The 20,060-nt window shown below is 73.8% G+C and carries 19 protein-coding genes; 12 read left to right on the forward strand and 7 right to left on the reverse strand.

Annotated elements, in window-relative coordinates:
• The first annotated feature begins 60 nt into the window (after positions 1-60).
• Both NOCJ54_RS0103230 and NOCJ54_RS0103235 read left to right on the forward strand, forming a co-directional pair.
• Positions 61-537, forward strand: a complete 477-nt coding sequence (locus NOCJ54_RS0103230) for a DUF3093 domain-containing protein (RefSeq protein ID WP_036516635.1) — start codon at positions 61-63, stop codon at positions 535-537.
• 32 nt (positions 538-569) lie between these two features.
• Complete coding sequence (locus NOCJ54_RS0103235; protein WP_028654326.1) at positions 570-860, forward strand: DUF4235 domain-containing protein; 291 nt, start codon at positions 570-572, stop codon at positions 858-860.
• A 94-nt stretch (positions 861-954) separates the two neighbouring features.
• On the opposite strand, the gene NOCJ54_RS0103240 is transcribed toward NOCJ54_RS0103235, so the two are convergent.
• The 3 genes from NOCJ54_RS0103240 to NOCJ54_RS0103250 form a co-directional block, all read right to left on the reverse strand.
• Positions 955-1,245: a DUF4193 domain-containing protein gene (locus tag NOCJ54_RS0103240; RefSeq protein WP_028654327.1), complete on the reverse strand. Its 291-nt coding sequence runs from the start codon at positions 1,243-1,245 to the stop codon at positions 955-957.
• 137 nt (positions 1,246-1,382) lie between these two features.
• Positions 1,383-2,189, reverse strand: a complete 807-nt coding sequence (locus tag NOCJ54_RS0103245; RefSeq protein ID WP_028654328.1) for an inositol monophosphatase family protein — start codon at positions 2,187-2,189, stop codon at positions 1,383-1,385.
• The gene (locus NOCJ54_RS0103250; RefSeq protein ID WP_028654329.1) at positions 2,186-3,256 is read right to left on the reverse strand and encodes a ferrochelatase; all 1,071 of its coding nucleotides are present in this window, start codon (positions 3,254-3,256) and stop codon (positions 2,186-2,188) included. The genes NOCJ54_RS0103245 and NOCJ54_RS0103250 overlap by 4 nt, the downstream gene beginning before the upstream one ends.
• A gap of 32 nt (positions 3,257-3,288) precedes the next feature.
• Here NOCJ54_RS0103250 and NOCJ54_RS23605 point away from each other — a divergent pair, with 32 nt between their 5' ends.
• The 5 genes from NOCJ54_RS23605 (at position 3,289) to NOCJ54_RS0103275 (ending at position 9,392) form a co-directional block, all read left to right on the forward strand.
• The gene (locus NOCJ54_RS23605) at positions 3,289-4,494 is read left to right on the forward strand and encodes an MFS transporter (protein WP_051485424.1); all 1,206 of its coding nucleotides are present in this window, start codon (positions 3,289-3,291) and stop codon (positions 4,492-4,494) included.
• On the forward strand, positions 4,475-5,782 hold the full coding sequence (locus tag NOCJ54_RS0103260; protein WP_028654330.1) for a D-arabinono-1,4-lactone oxidase: 1,308 nt from the start codon (positions 4,475-4,477) through the stop codon (positions 5,780-5,782). The genes NOCJ54_RS23605 and NOCJ54_RS0103260 overlap by 20 nt, the downstream gene beginning before the upstream one ends.
• Positions 5,779-6,168, forward strand: coding sequence for a YchJ family protein (locus NOCJ54_RS0103265; RefSeq protein ID WP_028654331.1), 390 nt, complete (start codon positions 5,779-5,781; stop codon positions 6,166-6,168). The genes NOCJ54_RS0103260 and NOCJ54_RS0103265 overlap by 4 nt, the downstream gene beginning before the upstream one ends.
• A gap of 156 nt (positions 6,169-6,324) precedes the next feature.
• Positions 6,325-7,305 carry a septation protein SepH gene (sepH, locus tag NOCJ54_RS27985; protein ID WP_051485425.1) on the forward strand — a complete coding sequence of 327 codons (981 nt, stop codon included), beginning with the start codon at positions 6,325-6,327 and terminating at the stop codon, positions 7,303-7,305.
• Between the two features lie 44 nt (positions 7,306-7,349).
• On the forward strand, positions 7,350-9,392 hold the full coding sequence (locus NOCJ54_RS0103275) for an SDR family oxidoreductase (protein ID WP_028654332.1): 2,043 nt from the start codon (positions 7,350-7,352) through the stop codon (positions 9,390-9,392).
• A 37-nt stretch (positions 9,393-9,429) separates the two neighbouring features.
• Here NOCJ54_RS0103275 and NOCJ54_RS0103280 read toward each other — a convergent pair whose 3' ends face one another.
• On the reverse strand, positions 9,430-10,245 hold the full coding sequence (locus tag NOCJ54_RS0103280; RefSeq protein ID WP_028654333.1) for a sulfurtransferase: 816 nt from the start codon (positions 10,243-10,245) through the stop codon (positions 9,430-9,432).
• Between the two features lie 69 nt (positions 10,246-10,314).
• Between NOCJ54_RS0103280 and NOCJ54_RS0103285 the strand changes: the two genes are divergently transcribed.
• Positions 10,315-10,743, forward strand: a complete 429-nt coding sequence (locus NOCJ54_RS0103285; protein ID WP_036516636.1) for a hypothetical protein — start codon at positions 10,315-10,317, stop codon at positions 10,741-10,743.
• Between the two features lie 18 nt (positions 10,744-10,761).
• On the opposite strand, the gene NOCJ54_RS0103290 is transcribed toward NOCJ54_RS0103285, so the two are convergent.
• Together NOCJ54_RS0103290 and NOCJ54_RS0103295 are read right to left on the reverse strand one after the other, a co-directional pair.
• On the reverse strand, positions 10,762-12,222 hold the full coding sequence (locus NOCJ54_RS0103290) for a glutamate--cysteine ligase (protein ID WP_028654335.1): 1,461 nt from the start codon (positions 12,220-12,222) through the stop codon (positions 10,762-10,764).
• Positions 12,223-12,241: 19 nt separating this feature from the next.
• A complete protein-coding gene (locus NOCJ54_RS0103295) occupies positions 12,242-13,300 on the reverse strand; it encodes a DUF4192 domain-containing protein (protein WP_028654336.1) in 1,059 nt (352 codons plus the stop codon).
• Between the two features lie 132 nt (positions 13,301-13,432).
• Here NOCJ54_RS0103295 and NOCJ54_RS0103300 point away from each other — a divergent pair, with 132 nt between their 5' ends.
• The 3 genes from NOCJ54_RS0103300 to NOCJ54_RS0103310 all read left to right on the forward strand — a co-directional run bounded on the left by NOCJ54_RS0103300 (position 13,433) and on the right by NOCJ54_RS0103310 (position 18,099).
• Positions 13,433-14,776, forward strand: a complete 1,344-nt coding sequence (locus NOCJ54_RS0103300; protein WP_028654337.1) for a DNA polymerase IV — start codon at positions 13,433-13,435, stop codon at positions 14,774-14,776.
• Between the two features lie 10 nt (positions 14,777-14,786).
• Positions 14,787-16,952, forward strand: coding sequence for a S9 family peptidase (locus tag NOCJ54_RS0103305; RefSeq protein WP_028654338.1), 2,166 nt, complete (start codon positions 14,787-14,789; stop codon positions 16,950-16,952).
• Between the two features lie 169 nt (positions 16,953-17,121).
• On the forward strand, positions 17,122-18,099 hold the full coding sequence (locus tag NOCJ54_RS0103310) for a sigma-70 family RNA polymerase sigma factor (RefSeq protein WP_028654339.1): 978 nt from the start codon (positions 17,122-17,124) through the stop codon (positions 18,097-18,099).
• 16 nt (positions 18,100-18,115) lie between these two features.
• Here NOCJ54_RS0103310 and coaE read toward each other — a convergent pair whose 3' ends face one another.
• Complete coding sequence (coaE, locus tag NOCJ54_RS0103315) at positions 18,116-18,709, reverse strand: dephospho-CoA kinase (protein WP_028654340.1); 594 nt, start codon at positions 18,707-18,709, stop codon at positions 18,116-18,118.
• A gap of 22 nt (positions 18,710-18,731) precedes the next feature.
• Here coaE and NOCJ54_RS0103320 point away from each other — a divergent pair, with 22 nt between their 5' ends.
• Positions 18,732-20,003 carry a class I adenylate-forming enzyme family protein gene (locus tag NOCJ54_RS0103320; RefSeq protein ID WP_036516637.1) on the forward strand — a complete coding sequence of 424 codons (1,272 nt, stop codon included), beginning with the start codon at positions 18,732-18,734 and terminating at the stop codon, positions 20,001-20,003.
• Positions 20,004-20,060 lie beyond the last annotated feature (57 nt).

A 20,060-nucleotide genomic window follows, 5' to 3' on the forward strand; every position in this document is an offset into this window, starting at 1 on the left:
GGGAGACCCTAGGACACCCTCGCGCACGCGCGCTCGGGTGCGGATGGGATCATCCTCGTCGTGACATCGCGCGCGACGGCCTACCACGAGCGCCTCCGCGTCCCCCTGCGGTGGTGGGCCCAGGGCACCATGTTCATCGCCACCTTCTGGCTGGCCATGGTCGTCGCGCTCGACGCGACCGCGCCGGTCCTCCCCTGGCTCGTGACCGGGGTGCTGCTCGGACTGCTCGCGCTCTTCCTGCGCTCGTACGGCGACGCGCGGCTCGTGGTCGCCGACGGCTGGTTCCGCGCCGGCCGCGCCCGCATCGAGGTCGTCCACCTGGGCTCCGCCGAGGCGCTGGACGAGGAGGCGACCCGCTTCGTGTCCGGGCCGGGCGCCGACGCCCGGGCGTTCCTGGTGCTGCGGCCCTACCTGAAGCAGGCGGTCAAGGTCGAGGTCCTCGACCCGGCCGACCCGACGCCGTACTGGCTGGTGAGCTCGCGCCACCCGCAGGCGCTCGCTGACGCGCTCAACGCGGCGCGCACCGAGCACGCGTAGGTCCTGACCGGCAGGCCGATAGGCTCGGCCGCATGGCACAGGACAGCTCCAAGGCGTGGTCGGTCTTCTCCCTCGTCGCCGCACTCGGCTCGGCCGCCGTGGCGAAGAAGGTGCTCGACGGCGGCTGGAAGGCCGCGACCGGCAAGCAGCCGCCCGCGAACCCCGCGGACCCAGACGTCGACGTCTGGGAGGCCGTGGCCTGGGCGGCCGTGAGCGGCACGTTCGTGGCGCTGGCCCGGATGCTGGCCCAGCGCCGGGCGGCCAGCTACTACGTGCGCTCGACCGGCCAGCTGCCCCCGCCGCTGCGCAAGGACAAGGCCTGACGGACCGCTAGCAGGCGGAGGCGGGACCTGCGGAAGCCGACCGCGCGTCCGGCAGCGTGGCGCGAGGAACGAGCGACACGCTCGGACCGATCAACTACGCGCAGTCGCGGCAGATCATCGCGTCGGCGTCAGCCAGCTGGCTGCGGTGGTGGACCAGGAAGCAGCTCATGCAGGTGAACTCGTCCTCCTGCTTGGGCTTCACCTCGACCGCGAGCTCCTCGTGGGAGAGGTCCGCGCCGGGCAGCTCGAAGGACTCGGCGGCCTCCGCCTCGTCCTCGTCGACCTTGCCCGAGTTCTTGTCGTGGCGGCGCGCCTTGAGCTCTTCGATGCTCTCCTCGGACTGCTCGTCCTCGTTCTTGCGTGGTGCGTCGTAGTCAGTCGCCATGACGTGTCCTCTCCCCTCAACGAGCCGCCTTCCGCACCTGGGTGGTGTGCGGGACGGCGCGGCAGATTGTGCACCATGGGAGTCCCTGAGCGACACCCGGGTTGGTGCGAGTCGCCAGAACGTCGCCGGGTGCGGTCCTATTCCCGGACCAGGCCGGCTTCCACGACGGCCCTCCTGAGCTCGTCGAAGCCGTGCTCGGGGGCGGCCACGACGGCGGTCCGGCCGCCGGCCCCGGGGGCCAGCTCGACGCGGGCACCTGCCTGCCGGGCGACGAGCCCGGCGGCGGCGTGGTCCCACAGGTTGACGCCCTCCTCGACGTACCCGTCGACGCTGCCGGCGGCCAGGTGGCACAGGTCGAGGGCGCAGGAGCCGAAGCGACGGATGTCACGCACGAGGGGCAGCAGCCGCGCGACGCCGGCGGCCTGGACGGCGCGCTGCTCGGCGGAGTAGCTGAAGCCGGTGGCGACGAGCCGCTGGGCCAGCGGCGCGGGGCCGCGGACGGCGAGCGGGGTCCCGTTGCGGGTGGCCGGTCCCCCGGCGGTGGCGGCGTAGACGTCGTCGTGCGCGACGTCGACGACGACGCCGGCGACGACCTCGCCGTCGACCTCGGCGGCGACGGAGACGGCGTAGGCGGGGATGCCGTAGAGGAAGTTGACGGTGCCGTCGATCGGGTCGACGACCCAGCGCACGCCGGAGGTGCCGACCACGTCGTCCCCCTCCTCGCCGAGGAAGGAGTCGTCCGGGCGGGCGGCGAGGATCCGGGCCCGGATCAGCTCCTCCGAGGCGCGGTCGGCCGCGGTGACCACGTCGACGTCGCTCGACTTGGTGTCGGCCACCTCGACGACGCCGGCAGCCTGCTCGCGCACCAGCTGCGCTGCCTCCCGGGCGACGGCCAGCGCGAGGTCGAGCAGCTCGGCCGGCTCCGCGTGCTGGCCGGTGCTCATGCCCGGGTGCGCTCGCCCAGGCAGCAGCCGGCCGGGCAGCGGTCGTGGGAGGGCCCGCGCGCGCCGGCGGCCGGGCGGACGACGTCCTCACCGCGTTCGACGGCAGCCCGCTCGAGCACCAGGTCGCGCAGCGCGGCGACGAACGCGGGGTGCACCCCGGCGGACGGGGCGCGCCGCGCAGCGATGCCGAGCCGCTCGGCGGTGGCGAGGGCCTCGGTGTCGAGGTCGTAGACGACCTCCATGTGGTCGGAGACGAAGCCGACGGGGACGAGGACGACGGCGGTGACGCCCTCGGCGGCGAGCTCCTCGAGGCGGTCGTTGACGTCCGGCTCCAGCCACGGGACGTGCGGGGCGCCGGAGCGGGAGCAGTAGACGAGCTCGTGCACCCGCTCGACGCCGGTCGCGGTCGCGACCTCGGCGGCCAGGGTCGCGGCGACGTCGAGGTGCTGGGCGACGTAGGCCCCGCCCTCGGGTCCGCTGCTGGCGGCCATCGTGTCGGGGATCGAGTGGGTCACGAAGACCAGGCGCGCAGCGTCGCGCTGGTCGTCCGGCAGGTCGGCGAGGGCGGCGAGGATGCCGTCCTTGTTGGCCTCGACGAACCCCGGGTGGTTGAAGTAGGCGCGGACCTTGTCGATGCGCGGCGCGACGACGCCCTCGGGAAGCGCGGCAACGGCGTCCTCGATGTTGTCCCAGTACTGCCGGCAGCTCGACCACGAGGAGTACGCCGACGTGGCGATGCACAGCACCCGCTGGTGACCGTCGGCGGCCATCTGCGCGACCGTGTCGGTGAGGTAGGGGTCCCAGTTGCGGTTGCCCCAGTAGAGCGGCAGGTCGATCCCCTGCTCGGCCAGGTCGGCCTCGAGGGCCGTGATCAGCGCGCGGTTCTGGTCGTTGATCGGCGACTTGCCGCCGAAGAGGAAGTAGTGCTGGCCGACCTCCTCGAGCCGCTCGCGCGGGATCCCGCGGCCGCGGGTGACGTTCTCGAGGAAGGGGACGACGTCGTCCGGCTTCTCGGGACCTCCGAAGGAGAGCAGCAGCAGGGCGTCGTACGGATCCGGATTCGGCACGGGCCCATCGTAGGGAGGAAGATGAAAGCCCCATGTTGCAGACCTATCGCCAGATCTTCAGCCCCGCCACCGCAGCCTTCAGCCTGACCGGCCTCGTGGCGCGCCTGCCGATCTCGATGGTCGGCCTCGGGATCGTCCTGCTGGCCGAGCACGAGACCGGTTCCTACGGCTTCGCTGGCTCCGTCTCGGCGGTGGCGCTGATCGCCAACGCGCTGTTCGCGATCCCGCAGGGCCGGCTGATCGACCGGCTCGGCCAGGGCCGGGTGCTGTCGGTGGTCATCACGGTCTGGGGCGTCGGGCTGGCGCTCGCGATGGGCTCCCTGGAGTGGGACTGGCCGCGCTGGTCGACCTACCTGCTCGCGGCCGTGGCGGGTGCCTCGCTCCCCTCGGTCGGCACCTGCGTGCGGGCCCGCTGGTCGCACACCCTGGCGGAGCGCCCCGACCGGCTGCACACGGCGTTCTCCTTCGAGGCGGTCGCCGACGAGACCGTCTTCCTCGTCGGCCCGATCGCGGTGACGATGCTCGCCACCGGCGTGCACCCCGTCGCCGGCCTCACCGCCGCCCTGGTCGCGGGCACCGTCGGCACCTTCGCCTTCGCCGCCCAGCGCGGCACCGAGCCGCCGGTCCACGCCCGCGTGGAGGACACGGGCGCCCGCCCGCCGATACCGTGGTCGGCGATCGCGCCGCTGACCGTCGTCTCGGCGGCGCTCGGCGTCCTCTTCGGCGCTGCCGAGGTGGTCACCGTGGCGTTCGCCGAGGAGGAGGGCAACAAGGCCGCGGCCGGCTTCCTGCTCGCGATCTGGGCGTTCGGGAGCCTGGTCGCCGGTGTCGTGTCCGGGGCGATCACCTGGCGGCGCGGGCCGCTGGTCCGGCTGCGGTACGGCGCCCTGGGGATGCTGGTCGCGATGGCGCCGCTCCCCTTCGTCCCGTCCCTGGCGGTGATGGGCGTGGTGCTGCTGGTCGGCGGACTGGCTATCTCCCCCACCCTCATCGCGGCGATGTCGCTCGCCGAGCAGGTGCTCCCGGCCGCCCGGCTGACCGAGGGCATGGCGTTCATCCAGACCGGCCTCGCCGCCGGGCTCGCCCCCGGGGCCGCGGTCGCAGGCGTCCTGATCGACGCGCACGGCGCCTCGCCGGCGTACGTCGTCTGCGTCGCCGGCGGCCTGCTCGCCCTGATGGGCGCGCTCGCGACCCGGGTCCCGGCTACCCTCCCGGTCCATGAGCAGCAGCTGGCGTAGCTGGTCCGGGCTGGAGTCCGCGAGCGGCCTGCAGGCCGTCACCCCGGCCGACGCGGCCGAGGTCGTCGAGGTCGTCACCTCGGCGCGGGCCGCCGGCCGCACCGTCAAGGCCGCCGGCACCGGCCACAGCTTCACCGGCATCGCGACCCCGCGCGACGTGCACCTGCGCCCCGACCGGATGCGCGGCATCGTCGCGGTGGACCGGGACGCGATGACCGTGACCGCACTGGCCGGCACCCAGCTCAAGGTCCTCAACGCCGAGCTCGAGCGGCTCGGGCTGAGCCTGCACAACATGGGCGACATCGCCGAGCAGACCCTCGCCGGGGCGGTGTCGACCGGAACCCACGGCACCGGCGGCCGGGCGGCCGGCCTCGCCGCCCAGGTCGCCGGGCTCGAGCTGGTCACCGGCACCGGCGAGGTGCTGCGCGCCTCGGCCGACGAGAACGCCGACCTGTTCGACCTGGGCCGGGTCGGCCTCGGCGCGCTGGGCGTGCTGACCACGCTCACCTTCGCCGTCGAGCCGCTCTTCCTGCTGCGCGCCGAGGAGCGCCCGATGACGTGGGACGACGCCCTCGCGGCGTTCGACGACCTCACCGCGGAGCACGACCACGTCGACATGTACTGGTTCCCGCACTCCGACCGCATGCTGACCAAGCGCAACACCCGGGTCGGCACCGACCTGTACGCCGCCGAGCCGCTGCCCGGCTGGCGGGCGTGGCTCGACGACGACCTGCTCGCCAACACCGTCTTCGGCGCCCAGACCGCACTGCTCAACCGGGTGCCGCGCGCGATCCCCGCCGCGAACCGCTTCGCCTCCCGGCTGCTCGGGCCGCGCACCTACACCGACGTCGCCCACCGGGTGTTCACCACCGAGCGGCGAGTGGTCTTCCGAGAGATGGAGTACGCCGTGCCCCGCGAGGTCGGCCTCGACGCGCTGCGGGAGTGCCGCACCGCGCTGGAGCGCTCCGGGCTGCGGGTGTCCTTCCCCGTCGAGATCCGGGTTGCGCCGGCCGACGACGTGGCGCTGTCCACCGCCTCGGGCCGGGACTCGTTCTACCTCGCGTTCCACACCCACCGCGACGCCGACCACACCGCCTACTTCGCGCTCATGGAGTCGGTGGTGCGAGAGCACGGCGGACGGCCGCACTGGGGCAAGCTGCACCAGCTCGACGCCGCCGACCTGGCCGAGCGCTACCCCCGCTTCGGCGAGTTCACCGCGCTGCGCGACCGCCTCGACCCGGACCGGGTGTTCGCCAACCCCTACCTCGACCGCGTGCTCGGCCGATGACCCGCGCCGCCTGCCCGTGCGGCACCGGCCGCGGGTACGACGACTGCTGCGGCCCGTTCCACCGTGGCTCGGCCCGGCCGGCGACCGCCGAGGAGCTGATGCGCTCGCGGTACTCCGCGTTCGTGGTCGGTCTGGCGGCGTACCTGCTCGAGACGTGGCACCCGGCGACCCGGCCGGAGACCCTCGACCTGGACGACGGGGTCCGCTGGACCGGTCTCGAGGTGCTGGCGACCGAGGGCGGCGGCCCGGAGGACCGGCGCGGGGTGGTCGAGTTCCGCGCCCACCACGAGCTGGCCGGGCAGCCGGGGGTGCTGCACGAGGTGAGCCGGTTCCGCCGGGACGCGGCCGGTTGGCAGTACGTCCGCGGGAAGGCGACCTGGTCGTGAGCGAGGCGGGCGGGTCGTGACCGGAGACGCGGCTCACAAAATGTCGACAGATCACCCACACGCCGGGCGGGCAACCCGATCCGGACCGCTGGCAGGCGTAGGCTCGGCGGCACCGGAGCAGGCAGCACCAGACCCAGCACATCCCGAGGACGACGAGTGACCGAGCAGGACGAGACGGGCACGGCGCAGGACGCCGCGGGCCCCGACACGGTCCGGCTCACCCTGGCCGGGACGTCCCCCGACCGCAGGCGCCTGCTGATGGTGGACGACCAGGGCGCCGAGTTCACCCTCGACATCACGCCTGACCTGCGCGCCGCGGTGCGCACCGAGACCACCCGCGTCGGCCCGTTGGAGACCAAGATGAGCAGCAGCATCCGTCCGCGCGAGATCCAGACCCGCATCCGGGCCGGCGAGTCCCCCGAGACGGTCGCCGAGGCCGCCGGGACGACCGTGGACGCGATCATGCCCTACGTCGCGCCGGTGCTGGCCGAGCGCGAGCACGTGGCCGGCCGTGCGCTCAAGGCCTCGCTGCGCCGCACGCCCGGCGAGGGCGGCGGCGCCCCGACCCAGAGCCGCGTGCTCGGCGACGCGGTCGCGGCGCACCTGCGCTCGCTCGGTGCCGACCCCGCGGCCGTGGCCTGGGACGCCTACCGCCGCGAGACCGGCCGCTGGGTGCTGACCGCCACCTACACCACCGAGGGTCGCAGCGGCACCGCACGGTTCACCTACGACGCGCCCGGCAACTACGCCCTGTCCGACAACGACGACGCCCGCTGGCTGGTCGGCGACGTGCTCCCGGAGCCGGCCGCCCCGGCCCGCGACGACCTCCAGCAGGTGCGCGAGCGCCGGCTGGCCGCCGTCCCGGAGGAGCTGCCGCTGGGCGGCGAGGCGCCGTCCGAGGCGCTCCCGCTCGGCGCTGCGTACGACGTGGACCAGGTCCTCGAGCTGCCGACCGAGGCCGAGGAGCCGCCGGCCCCGGCACCGCTCGACGAGCCGATCCGCGCCACCGCCGACGAGGCGGTCGCCCGCGACACGGAGGCGGAGCGCGCCAAGCACCGCCGGCCGGTGCAGAAGAAGCGCGGCCGCGCCTCCGTCCCGAGCTGGGACGAGATCATGTTCGGCGGCGCCGACTCCTAGATCCAGGGGGACCCAGCCGGGCCAAAAGCGCGTAGCGTGCGCGCATGGCCTACTTCGTGACCGGCGCCACAGGCTTCATCGGGCGCTTCCTCATCACCGAGCTCGTCGAGAACCGCGAGGGTCCGATCCACGTGCTGTGCCGTGAGTCGTCGCTCGGGCGGCTCGAGGCCCTCGCCCGGCAGTGGAGGTCCGACCGGGTACGCCCCGTGGTCGGCGACCTCAGCCAGCCGGGCCTCGGCGTCGACCCGGCGTGGGTGGCCGAGCACGCCGGCACCATCGACCACTTCTTCCACCTCGCCGCGATCTACGACATCACGGCGGACGACGCCACGAACGACGCGATGAACATCGACGGCACCCGGCACGCGCTCGCGCTGGCCGACTCGCTGCGCGCGGGCTGCTTCCACCAGGTGTCGTCGGTCGCCGCGGCCGGCGACTACCACGGGCGGTTCGACGAGTCGATGTTCGAGGAGGGCCAGCCGCTCCCCTCGCCGTACCACCGCACGAAGTACGAGTCGGAGAAGATCGTCCGCGACGAGGCCACCGTGCCGTGGCGGGTCTACCGCCCGGCGATCGTGGTCGGCCACTCCGAGACCGGCGCGATGGACAAGGTCGACGGGCCCTACTACCTCTTCCCGCTGATCAAGCGCCTGCGCGACCACCTGCCGTCGTGGCTGCCGCTGGTCGGCGTCGACCTCGGCGACACCAACATGGTGCCCGTCGACTACGTCGCCAAGGCGATGGACCACCTCGCCCACCTGCCCGACCGCGACGGCGAGGCCTTCCACCTGGTCAACCCGGAGCCGCAGCCGGTCGTGGAGATGCTCAACGCGTTCTGCGCGGCCGCCGGGGCACCCCGGTTCGCCACGCCGGTCGATCGCAAGGTCACCTCGCGCCCGGTGTCGCTGCTCCCCCGGCCGCTGCGCCCGCTCAACGTGCTCACCTCGGTCGTCCGCTCCGCGCCCGCGCAGCTGCTGCTCGACCAGACCCTGGGCCGCCTCGGGATGCCGGCCGAGGCGCTCGCGCACTCCTCCTTCGCGCCGGTCTTCGAGTCCCGCACCACCGAGAAGGCGCTGGCGGGCTCCGGCATCTCGGTGCCCCCGCTGGAGACCTACGTGCGCACCCTGTGGAGCTACTGGGAGGAGCACCTCGACGACAGCGTCGGGCGCGACCCCAAGGCGCGGGCGGCCCTCAAGGGCAAGACCGTCGTGATCACCGGCGCGTCGTCGGGCATCGGCAAGGTGGTCGCACTCAAGGTCGCCCAGGCCGGGGGCATCCCGGTGCTCGTCGCCCGAGGCAAGGAGAAGCTCGAGGAGACCAGGGCCGTCATCGAGGCCCGCGGCGGCCAGGCCCACGTCTTCCCCTGCGACCTGTCCGACCTCGAGGCGATCGACCGGCTGTGCGAGCAGCTGGTGGCGGACCTGCCGAGCGTCGACTACGTCATCAACAACGCCGGCCGCTCCATCCGACGGTCGCTGAAGCTCTCGCAGGACCGCTTCCACGACTTCGAGCGCACCATGCAGCTCAACTACTTCGGCGCGATCCGGCTGGTGATGGGCCTGATGCCGCAGCTGCACGCGCAGCGCTCGGGCCACATCGTCAACATCTCCTCCATCGGCGTGCAGACCAACCCGCCGCGGTTCTCCGCCTACGTCGCCTCCAAGGCCGCCCTCGACGCGTGGAGCAACGTGGTGTCCTCCGAGGTGGTCGGGCACGGGATCACCTTCACGAACGTGCACATGCCGCTGGTGCGGACGCCGATGATCGCGCCGACGAAGATCTACGACAAGTTCCCCACCATCTCGCCGGCCCAGGCGGCCGACATCGTGGTGCGCGCGCTGGTCGAGAAGCCGCACGAGATCAACACCGCCCTCGGCACGGCGGGCGAGCTGGCGCACACGATCGCCCCGCGCACCGCCTTCCGGGTGCTCAACCTCGCCTACCAGGTGTTCCCGGACTCGGCTGCGGCGAAGGGCCGCAAGCCGGCCTCCCAGGCCGCGGCGGCCGCGGAGGAGGCGCCCACCGCGAACCACCGCGAGACCGAGCAGATGCTGCTGGCCCAGCTCTTCCGGGGCGTGCACTGGTAGCCGCCCACCGGCCGGCGCCGCCGTGCGCCCGGGCGGTTCAGGACGTCTCGACCGGCCGGTCCGGGTCGGCGACCCACTCGCTCCAGCTGCCCGGGTAGAGCGCCGCAGCCACGCCGGCGACCTCGAGCGCGAGCACGTCGTGCGCGGCGGTCACGCCCGATCCGCAGTAGACGGCGACGTCGGCACCGGCGGTGGCGCCGACCGCAGCGTAGGCCTCGGCCAGCTCGGCGACCGGACGGAACCGACCGTCCGGGCCGAGGTTGGCCGAGCTCGGCAGGTTCACCGCGCCGGGGATGTGGCCGGCCACCGGGTCGACCGGCTCGACCTCGCCGCGGTAGCGCTCCGGGGCGCGGGCGTCGACGAGCACGCCTGCGTCGCGGACCGTCGCCACGTCGACGACGGGCATCGCACCCGGCTCGCCCGTGAAGCCCCCGGGCTCCGCTGCCGGGGCGGGGGCACCCTGCTCGACCGGGAGGCCCGCCGCCCGCCAGGCCGGCCACGCGCCGTCGAGGACCCGCACGTCGCGGTGGCCGTGGTGGCGCAGGAGCCACCAGCACCGGGCCGCGGCGTTGCCCGACCAGTCGTCGTACACCACGACCGGGCGGTCGTTGCACACCCCGGCGGCCCGCATGGCGGCGACGAACACGTCCGGCGCCGGCAGCGGGTGTCGACCGCCGGCGCCCGGCGGCCCGGCGAGGGCGGCGCCCAGGTCGACGTACGACGCACCGGGCACATGGCCCGCGGCGAACTCCTCCGGACCCGGCGGCCCGCCGAGCCGGTAGCGCACGTCGAGGACGGTGACCTCCTCGAGGCGGCCGGCCAGCTCGTCCACGGCGATGAGGGGCGAGGTCATGGCAGCAACCTAACCGGCCACCTGTGGAGGACGCCCGCGGCGTTCGGCCGGATCGGGCAGGCTCGCCGCATGCCGTCCGGCCCGGGGCTCCACGAACCGCTCCCCACCCTGCTGCAGCGGGTGCTGCGGGGAGCCGTGCGCGACCACGCGCAGGCCGAGCGGCGCCGGTGCTACCCGCCGGTGCTGCACGTCGGCATCCCGCGCGGCGAGCAGCGCTCGTTCGAGGCCGCCCCCGAGGAGCGGCTCGACCTGGCACTGCGCACGGAGGTCGTCGAGGCGATGGCGCGGCTGTTCCTCGACCGTGAGCAGGTGCCGCTGGTGTGGCTGACCCGGATGACCGAGGGCCCGGACACCGAGGACCTGGCGTGGGCGGCCGCCGTCGGCGCCGCCTCCGGCGAGCTCGGGGTGCGCCTGGACCTGGTGGTCGTCACCCGCCGGGCGTGGCACGACCCGCGCTCGGGCGCCGGTCGGTCGTGGAGCCGGGTCCGCGGCGGCTGACGCCCCGCGGGCAGCCGGTCACCAGGTGTGGACGGGCTGGTTGTCGTTCATCCGCCGGCGGTACTCGCCCAGCACGGCCCGCAGCGCGTCGTAGCGGTCCTCGTGGCGGCGCTGCTGCATCTGCCTGGCGAACCAGGCCGCGCCGTTGGTGCCGTTGAGGCAGCGCTGCTCGATGAGGTCGAGGTAGCGGTGCGCCTCGTCGGCACCGACGCCCCACGCGGCCAGGCCCTCGTGGGCCAGCGGCAGCAGCCGGCGCAGGATCAGCTCGGTGGCGCGGACCCGGCCGACGCCGGGCCAGTAGACCTCGGCGTCGATGCCGTGCTCGGCGGCGGTGTGGAAGTTCTCCTCCGCGGCGCTGAACGACATCTGCGACCACAGCGGCCGGTCCTGCTCGGCGAGCGCCCGGACCAGGCCGAAGTAGAAGGCGGCGTTGGCGACGGTGTCCACGACAGTCGGCCCCGCAGCGAGGATCCGGTTCTCCACGCGCAGGTGCGGCAGCCCGTCGCTGATGTCGTAGACCGGCCGGTTCCAGCGGTAGATGGTGCCGTTGTGCAGGCGCAGCTCGGACAGGTTCGGGGTGCCGCCGGCCTCGAGGACGGTCAGCGGGTCCTCCTCGTCGATGACGGGCAGCAGCGCCGGGAAGTAGCGGACGTTCTCCTCGAACAGGTCGAACACCGAGGTGATCCACCGCTCGCCGAACCACACCCGCGGGCGCACCCCCTGGGCCTTGAGCTCCTCGGCACGGGTGTCGGTCGCCTGCTCGAAGAGCGGGATCCGGGTCTCGGCCCACAGGTGCTTGCCGAGCAGGTAGGGCGCGTTGGCGCCGACCGCGATCTGCACGCCGGCGATGGCCTGCGAGGCGTTCCAGTACGACGCGAACCGCTCCGGGCTGACCTGGACGTGGAACTGGGTGCTGGTGCAGGCGGCCTCCGGCATGATCGTGTCGACCCGGCGCTGGAGGCGCTCGACGCCGTGGATGTCGATCATGATGTCCTCGCCGCGGGCACCGAGGATCTGCTCGCTGAGCAGCATGTAGCGCGGGTTGGTGCTGATCGCCTCGGCCGTGAGGTGCTCGGGCGCGAGCGTCGGCAGGATCCCGATCATCACCTGGTGGGCACCGACCGCCTCGGCGCGCTCCTCGGCCGCGTTGAGGCTGGTGCGCAGGCGCTCCTCGCACTCGGTCAGCCCACCGTCGGCGAGCGGGCCCGGAGGCAGGTTGAGCTCGATGTTGAACTGCCCGAGCTCGGTCTGGAAGCCCGGGTCGTCGATCGCGTCGAGCACCTCGTCGTTGCGCAGGGCGGGGTCGCCCGCCTCGTCGACGAGGTTGAGCTCGACCTCGATCCCGGTCCACGGGTCGTCGGCGTCGAAGGCGGACTCGCGGAGCATCCGTTCGAACACGTCGAGGCAGCGGCGGACCTTCTCCCGGTAGCGGGTCCGGTCGGCAGGCGTGAACTCCTGTGCGGCGACGTCATCACCCATGCCCAGACAGTAGGGCCTGTCACCCAAGGTCGGCACGCGACGTGTCCACGGGCAGGCCCAGCGTCCAGTCGAAGTGCCCCTCCCAGAGGTCGGGCGGGACGGCCTGGTCGAGCAGCCGGTCGAGCAGCTCGGCGAGCCGGTTGCCGGGGTCGACGCGGCGGCACCGGTCGATCGCCGCCCAGGCCTGGGCGCCGTCGCCGGCCTGCCACGCCGACCACCCGAGCAGGATCGCCGGAGACGCGGCCAGCTGCTCCGGCGCGGAGCGGAGCACGGCGGTCCAGAGCCGGACGTGGTGGACCGCCGAGGCCCGGTCGATCACCGACCACGCCGCGTCGCGGACCCGGGTCACCTGCAGCCACCACAGCAGCCGGGCGAGCTCGGCGGGCCCCGGCACGGTGTCGCCTGCGACCGCCCGTCGGACGAGCGCCTCGGTCCAGGTCCCCTCGCGGCGCACGGTGCGCCCGTCGACCGGACCGGCCCGGTCCGGCAGGCCGCTGGCCAGCAGCGCGTCGCGCACCGGCTCGACCCAGGCCGGCACCGCCTCGAGGGAGTCGACCATGTCGTCGCGGCTGCGGTGCTGCAGCCGGCCGTCGACGATCGCCTGCACGACGAAGGCGTGCGCCTCCACGTCGTACGACGACCACGGACCGAGCCACCCGCCCGGTGCGACTGCGGCGTAGTGCGACCCGTCGGCCACCAGCGCGGTGACCACCTCGACCCCCCGGCTCCCGAAGGCCGGCCCGAGCGCGTCGTGCACGGTCTGCGCCGCGGCGGTGTCGGCCGTGAAGTAGACCAGCACGACCGCCTGCGCCCCGTGCAGTTGCGCGGTGCCGGCGAGGCGCTCCTCGACCTCCAGCAGCACGCACGGGTCGACGTGGTCGGCGGGCGGCAGCTCGAGCCGGGCGTGGAAGGGCCGTGGTGCGCCGAAGGTCATCATCACGACGGACTCCTCGGGCCAGAACCCGAGGACGGCCGGCGCCATCGCCAGCAGGTCCTCCGGGCAGCGGGCGGTCAGGGACGCCCGCGGCGGGGTGGGCGGGGTGGGNGGGGTGGGCGGGGTCTGCGGTGTCGCGGTCATGCACGGCAGGTTCGCCGCCGGGCCCGACGTCGGGCCCGCTGCGCGCCCGGCCCTGTGCACGAGCCCACCCCGCGGCTCCCCTGTGGACCACTGGGGGACGGTCCTGGGAGTGCTGGCATCTATCGTGACGCCGTGCGAGACCGGGCCTCGATCCTCCACCTCGACCTGGACGCGTTCTTCGCGGCGGTCGAGCAGCGGGACAAGCCCTCGCTGCGGGGCAAGCCGGTCGTCGTCGGCGGCGTGGGCGGGCGCGGTGTCGTGTCGACCGCGTCCTACGAGGCCCGGAAGTTCGGGGTCCGCTCGGCGATGTCGACCCGCGAGGCCCGGGCCCGCTGCCCGCACGCGGCCTACCTCTCCGGCCGGTTCGAGGCCTACCGCGCCACCAGCGCCGCCGTCATGGGGCTGCTGCGCTCGGCCTCGCCGCTGGTCGAGCCGCTGTCCCTGGACGAGGCCTTCGTCGACCTCAAGCAGGCCGAGGGCCTCGCCGACCTCGAGGTGCCCACGGTCACCGCGTTCGCCGAGGACCTGCGCTCCCGGGTCCGCGAGGTCACCGGCGGCCTCACCGCGTCGGTGGGCGTCGCCAGCTCGAAGTTCCTCGCCAAGATCGCCAGCGACCTGCGCAAGCCCGACGGCCTGGTCGTCGTCGAGCCCGGCACCGAGCTCGCGCTGCTGCGCCCGATGCACGTCGGCGTCATCCCCGGCGTCGGCCCGGCGACCGTCGAGCGGCTGCGCCGGGCGGGCATCCACACGGTCGGCGAGCTGGAGCGGGTCAGCGAGGACGAGCTGGTGCGCCAGGTCGGCCGGGCGCTCGGCCAGGGCCTCTACCAGCTGGCCCGTGCGCAGGACCACCGCGCCGTCGTACCGGACCGGGAGGCGAAGTCGGTCAGCGTCGAGGGCACCTACGAGCACGACCTCACCGACCGCCGCCAGATGGAGGCGATCGTCGTGCGCCAGGCCGGCGAGGTCGCCCGCCGGTTGAAGAAGAACGGGCTGTCGGGACGGACGGTGTCGCTCAAGGTGCGGATGTACGACTTCACCACCCTGAGCCGCTCGGCCACGCTGCCCGCCCCGACCGAGGAGGCCGCGACCATCGCCCGGCTCGCCCGCACCCTGCTCGCCGACCTCGACACCTCCGGCGGCGTCCGGCTGCTCGGCGTCGGCGTCTCCGGCCTCGCCGACTGGGTGCAGGAGGACCTCTTCGCGAGCACCGAGGAGTCCGCGGAGCCGGACCTGCCGCCGGTGGAGGAGGTCGAGGAGGCCGGCGCCCGCCCCCGTGGCACCACGTGGGCGCCGGGCATGGACGTGGTGCACGCCGAGCACGGCCGCGGCTGGGTGTGGGGCTCGGGCCGCGGGGTGGTGACGGTGCGCTTCGAGACCGCCGACACCCCACCCGGCCCGGTGCGCTCCTTCCCCCTCGACGACCCGGCGCTGTCGAGGTGGCGCCCGCCGGACGCGGACCAACCAGACGAGCAGTAGCGTTCGGCGCATGTCCGACGTGCAGCCTGTTCCTCCCCGCGCCGACCAGCGTCCGGTCACGACCACGCACCACGGCCACACCCGCACCGACGAGTACGAGTGGCTGCGCGCGAAGGAGGACCCGGCCGTCCTCGCCCACCTCGAGGCCGAGAACGCGTACACCCAGGCGCGCACCGCCCACCTCGCCGGGCTGCGCGGGCGGATCTTCGACGAGATCAAGTCACGCACCCTCGAGACCGACCTGTCCGTGCCCACCCGGGTGCGCGGGTTCTGGTACTACGGCCGCTCCTTCGAGGGCCGCCAGTACGGCGCCACCTGCCGCGTCGCCGTCACCGACCCCGACGACTGGACTCCCCCGCAGCCCGCCGCGGACGCCCGCCCGGACGAGCCGGCCCTGCCCGGCGAGGAGGTCCTGCTCGACCTCGACGAGCTCGCCGAGGGCCACGACTTCTTCTCGCTCGGTGGGTCGTCGGTCAGCCCCGACGACCGGCTGCTCGCCTACGCCACCGACGTGGTCGGCGACGAGCGCTACACCGTGCGTGTGCTCGACCTGTCCACCCGCGAGCTGCGCGAGGACGTGCTGACCGACGTCCTCGGCGGCGTCACCTGGGGCGGCTCGGCCGACCACTTCTACTACACGACCGTCGACGACGCCTGGCGTCCCGACAAGGTCTGGCGGCACCGGCTCGGCACCGCGCAGGCCGAGGACGAGCTGGTCTTCCACGAGCCCGACGGGCGCTACTTCGTCGGCGTCGGCCGCACCCGCAGCCGCCGCTACGTCGTGGTCGCGGCCAGCTCCAAGACCACCTCGGAGTTCCACGTCCTCGACGCCGACGACCCGGACGCGCGGCCGGTGCTCTTCGCCGCCCGCACCGAGGGCGTGGAGTACTCCCTCGAGCACGCCGTGATCGGCGGCGAGGACCGGTTCCTGGTCCTGCACAACGCCAACGGGCCCGAGTTCGAGCTGGGCATCGCCCCCGCCGAGCCCACGCCGCCGGCCGGGTGGCAGCCGCTGCTGGCGCACGACCCGGCGGTCCGGCTCGAGGACGTCGACGCGTTCGCCAGCCACCTCGTCGTGCAGCAGCGCAGCAACGGCGCCAGCCAGGTCCGTGTCCTCGAGCTGTCCACCGACCCCGCCGCGCCGATCGCGGCCGACCGGCTCGTCGAGTTCCCCGGCGAGCTGGCCAGCGTCGGCGCCGGCGGCAACCCGGCGTGGGAGCAGCCCACGATCCGGGTCGGCATGGGCAGCCTCGCCCGGCCCTCCGCGGTCTACGACCACGACCTGCGCACCGGCGAGCTGGTGCTGCGCAAGCAGGCGCCCGTCCTCGGCGGCTACGACCCCGACGACTACGAGGAGCACCGGCTCTGGGCGACGTCGACCGGCGGCGTCGAGGTGCCGATCTCCCTGGTCGTCCGCAAGGGCGTGCGCGGCCCGTCCGGCACCGACCCGGTCCCGGTCCACCTCTACGGCTACGGCGCCTACGAGGCGTCGATGGACCCCTACTTCTCGGTCGCCCGGCTCTCCCTGCTCGACCGGGGCGCGGCCTTCGCGATCGCCCACGTCCGCGGTGGCGGCGAGATGGGCCGCCGCTGGTACGACGACGGCAAGCTCGAGCACAAGCAACACACCTTCGACGACTTCGTCGCAGCGGCCCGCCACCTCGTCGAGAGCGGCTGGACCACCGCGGAGCGGATCGTCGCCGAGGGCGCCAGTGCCGGCGGCCTGCTGATCGGCGCGGTCGCGAACCAGGCACCGGAGACGTTCGGCGGCTTCGTGGCCGGCGTCCCCTTCGTCGACACCCTCACCACCATGCTCGACGCCAGCCTGCCCCTGACCGTCCCGGAGTACGACGAGTGGGGCAACCCGTCCGACGACCCGGTCGCCTACGAGCGGATCGCCGGCTACGCGCCGTACGAGAACGTCGCGGACCTGCCCTACCCGCCGATCCTCGCCGAGACGTCCCTCAACGACACCCGGGTGCTCTACGTCGAGCCCGCCAAGTGGGTCGCCCGGCTGCGGGCCCGTGCCCCGCAGGCCGACGTGCTGCTGCGCACCGAGATGGCGGCCGGCCACGGCGGGGTCTCGGGGCGCTACCGCGCCTGGGAGGACCGCGCCTTCACCCTGGCGTGGATCCTGGACCGGCTCGGGCTGGCCGACGCCGAACCTGTGAGCTGACCCCCGGCAAGTTGAGAACTGCCTGAGATTCCTCCTTTCGGGCAACTTACGGGGACTGCCGCACGTCATTGCGGATAGAGACACAGCGAGGACCCGGGAATCCGGGACCCATCCCCGGTGTTGGAACACACGTACGGATGTCCCACATCCGTGCCGAAGGAGGGACGCAATGGCCACGGCAACTGCGAACAGGACGCGCGACACCGGTCGGGAGATCGAGGGGCGCGACAGCGTCGGCCTCTACCTCGACGAGATCGCGCGCACCCCCCTGCTGGACGCAGCCCGCGAGGTCGAGCTCGCCAAGACCATCGAGGCAGGCCTCTACGCCCAGCACCTCCTGAACGAGGGCCGCATCGGTCGTCGCAAGGGCGGTGCCCCCAAGCAGGCCAGCCAGGCCGAGCTCGAGTGGATCGCCGAGGAGGGCCGCAAGGCCACCACGGAGTTCATCAACGCGAACCTGCGCCTGGTCGTGTCGATCGCGCGCAAGTACGGCCGGGCCCAGATGCCCATGCTCGACCTGATCCAGGAGGGCAACACCGGCCTGATCCGCGCGGTCGAGAAGTTCGACTACGCGAAGGGCTACAAGTTCTCCACCTACGCCACGTGGTGGGTCCGCCAGGCCATCACCCGCGGCATCGCGCAGCAGGCCCGCGTCGTGCGCCTGCCCGTGCACGTCGTCGAGGAGCTCAACCAGGTCGGCGGCGCGCGTCGTACGCTCGAGCGCCAGCTCGGCCGGGACCCGGAGCCGGAGGAGATCGCCGCCGAGCTCGGCATCGAGGTCGACCGCGTGCTCGACCTGATGTCGTGGGGCCGCGAGCACGTCAGCCTCGACACCCCGGTGGACGAGGACGGCGACACCTCGCTCGGTGACCTGATGGCGCAGGAGACCGCGCCCGGCCCGGACCTCACCGTCCTCGACGTCGAGGCCCGCAACCGGCTCAACAACCTCGTCGACCAGCTCGACGAGCGGGCCGCCGACATCATCCGGTCGCGCTACGGCCTCACCGACGGCCGCCAGCACAAGCTCGCCGACATCGGCGTCAAGCACGGCATCTCCGCCGAGCGGGTGCGCCAGCTCGAGCGCGAGGCGCTGCAGAAGCTGCGTCGCCTCGGCGACCCGGACCTGGCGTCCGGCTCGGCTGCCTGAACCGGACCTCGTCGGTTCAGACCGCCGCGTTCCGCAGCTCCGCGAAGACCTCCGTCACCCGGTGGCGGAGGTCTTCGCGCGTCCCGGTGTTGTCGATGACGTAGGTCGCGACGGCGACCCTGTCCTCGCGGGAGGCCTGCGCCGCGATCCGCGAGCGCGCGTCCTCCTCGCTCATCCCGCGGTCGCGCACCATCCGGGCGACCTGCACCTCCTCGGGCACGTCGACCACGACCACGGCGTCGAACTCCTCGGCGCGCCCCGACTCCACCAGCAGCGGGATGTCGTGGACGACGATGCCGCCGACCGGGGCGCTGGCCTCGAGGTGGGCGTAGAGCTCGAACACGAGCGGGTGGACGATCGCCTCCAGCCGCCGGCGCGACTCGTCGTCGGCGAAGACGATCGAGCCCATCTTCGGCCTGTCGAGGTGCCCGTCCTCGGTGAGGACGTCCGAACCGAACTCCTCGACCACCCGGGCCAGGCCGGGCGTGCCCTTCGCGACGACCTCCCTTGCGAGCTGGTCGGCGTCGATGACGACCGCGCCGAGCTCGCGCAGGATCGAGGAGACGGTGCTCTTGCCCGAGGCGATGCCCCCGGTCAGTCCGACACGCATGGGCCGACCCTACTGTGGCCCCGTGGCACCCGTGGCGAACCGTCCCCTCATCGCCGGCGACCGCGTCGCGCTCCTGGTCCCCGGCTCCCACGCGTACGTCGACGCGGTGTGGCGCCTGCTCACCGCCGGGGTCTTCCCCATCCCGCTCGACCCCCGGCTCACCGACACCGAGCGGGCCCGGATCCTGGCCGGCCTCGAGCCCACGCTGGTCGTCACCGACGAGGAGCAGCTGGCCGACCTGCGCGCCGGGCTGCCCGCACCCGGCCTCCCGCTCGGCCGGCCGATGCACTGCACGAGCGGCACCACGGGCGTTCCGAAGGGCGTGTGGTCCGGGCTGCTCTGCCCCGCCGACGCCGAGGCGCTGTGGGCCGAGGAGCGTGACCTGTGGGGCTTCACCGCCGACGACGTCAACCTGGTGCTGAGCCCGCTCTACCACTCCGCTCCCCTGCGCTTCGCCCTCGGCACGCTGCTCGCCGGCGGCCGGGTGGTGATCCCCGGACCGTTCGACCCGGTGGCGGTCACCGAGGCGATCGAGCGGGAGCGACCGACCACGATGTTCTGCGTCCCCACCCACCTGCAGCGGTTGCTGGCCCACTGGGACCGGGTCGGGGTCCCCGACCTCTCCTCGTTCCGCCTGGTCGCGCACGCCGGCGCGCCCTGCCCCACCGACGTCAAGCGCCGGCTGATCGGACTGTTCCCGCCCGGCTCCACGTGGGAGTTCTACGGCTCCACCGAGGGCCAGTTCACCGCCTGCCGCAGCGAGGAGTGGCTCGAGCGCCCCGGCACGGTCGGTCGCGCCCGTCCCGGCCGCACGATGACCGTCGACCCCGACGGCACCTTGTGGTGCGTCGTCCCGGAGTTCGCCCGGTTCAGCTACTACGGCGACCCGGCCAAGAACGCCGAGGCCTGGCGCGAGACCCCGCAGGGACCGGCCTTCTCGGTCGGCGACCTCGGGCGGATCGACGACGAGGGCTATGTCTACCTCGACGGACGCCGGGTCGACCTCGTGATCAGCGGCGGCGTCAACGTCTACCCCACCGAGGTCGAGCAGGTGCTCGGCGAGTGCCCCGGCGTCGACGACGTCGCCGTGTACGGCGTGCCCGACCCGGAGTGGGGGCAGCGGGTCTGCGCCGCGGTCGTCGGGTCCGCCACCGAGGCCGACCTGGCGTCGTACGCACGCGAGCACCTGGCCCCGCCGAAGCGGCCGAAGACGTGGTCCTTCCACGACGCGCTGCCCCGGACCCTGACCGGGAAGGTGCTCCGCTCGACACTCCGGGACGCAACCGACAGTTGAGACCCGGGCCGCAGGAGGCATAGCCTTCGCGCAGGTCGCACGGACGCGGGGAGGGAG

The sequence above is a fragment of the Nocardioides sp. J54 genome (assembly GCF_000519005.1).
Classification (GTDB): Bacteria; Actinomycetota; Actinomycetes; order Propionibacteriales; family Nocardioidaceae; genus Nocardioides.

Coding starts and splice junctions, on each gene's coding strand:
- NOCJ54_RS0103235 (WP_028654326.1), top strand. CDS start 570: ATGGCACAGGACAGCTCCAAGGCGTGGTCGGTCTTCTCCCTCGTCGCC.
- NOCJ54_RS0103240 (WP_028654327.1), bottom strand. CDS start 1,245: ATGGCGACTGACTACGACGCACCACGCAAGAACGAGGACGAGCAGTCC.
- NOCJ54_RS0103245 (WP_028654328.1), bottom strand. CDS start 2,189: ATGAGCACCGGCCAGCACGCGGAGCCGGCCGAGCTGCTCGACCTCGCG.
- NOCJ54_RS23605 (WP_051485424.1), top strand. CDS start 3,289: ATGTTGCAGACCTATCGCCAGATCTTCAGCCCCGCCACCGCAGCCTTC.
- NOCJ54_RS0103260 (WP_028654330.1), top strand. CDS start 4,475: ATGAGCAGCAGCTGGCGTAGCTGGTCCGGGCTGGAGTCCGCGAGCGGC.
- NOCJ54_RS0103265 (WP_028654331.1), top strand. CDS start 5,779: ATGACCCGCGCCGCCTGCCCGTGCGGCACCGGCCGCGGGTACGACGAC.
- NOCJ54_RS0103275 (WP_028654332.1), top strand. CDS start 7,350: ATGGCCTACTTCGTGACCGGCGCCACAGGCTTCATCGGGCGCTTCCTC.
- NOCJ54_RS0103280 (WP_028654333.1), bottom strand. CDS start 10,245: ATGACCTCGCCCCTCATCGCCGTGGACGAGCTGGCCGGCCGCCTCGAG.
- NOCJ54_RS0103285 (WP_036516636.1), top strand. CDS start 10,315: ATGCCGTCCGGCCCGGGGCTCCACGAACCGCTCCCCACCCTGCTGCAG.
- NOCJ54_RS0103290 (WP_028654335.1), bottom strand. CDS start 12,222: ATGGGTGATGACGTCGCCGCACAGGAGTTCACGCCTGCCGACCGGACC.
- NOCJ54_RS0103305 (WP_028654338.1), top strand. CDS start 14,787: ATGTCCGACGTGCAGCCTGTTCCTCCCCGCGCCGACCAGCGTCCGGTC.
- NOCJ54_RS0103310 (WP_028654339.1), top strand. CDS start 17,122: ATGGCCACGGCAACTGCGAACAGGACGCGCGACACCGGTCGGGAGATC.
- coaE (WP_028654340.1), bottom strand. CDS start 18,709: ATGCGTGTCGGACTGACCGGGGGCATCGCCTCGGGCAAGAGCACCGTC.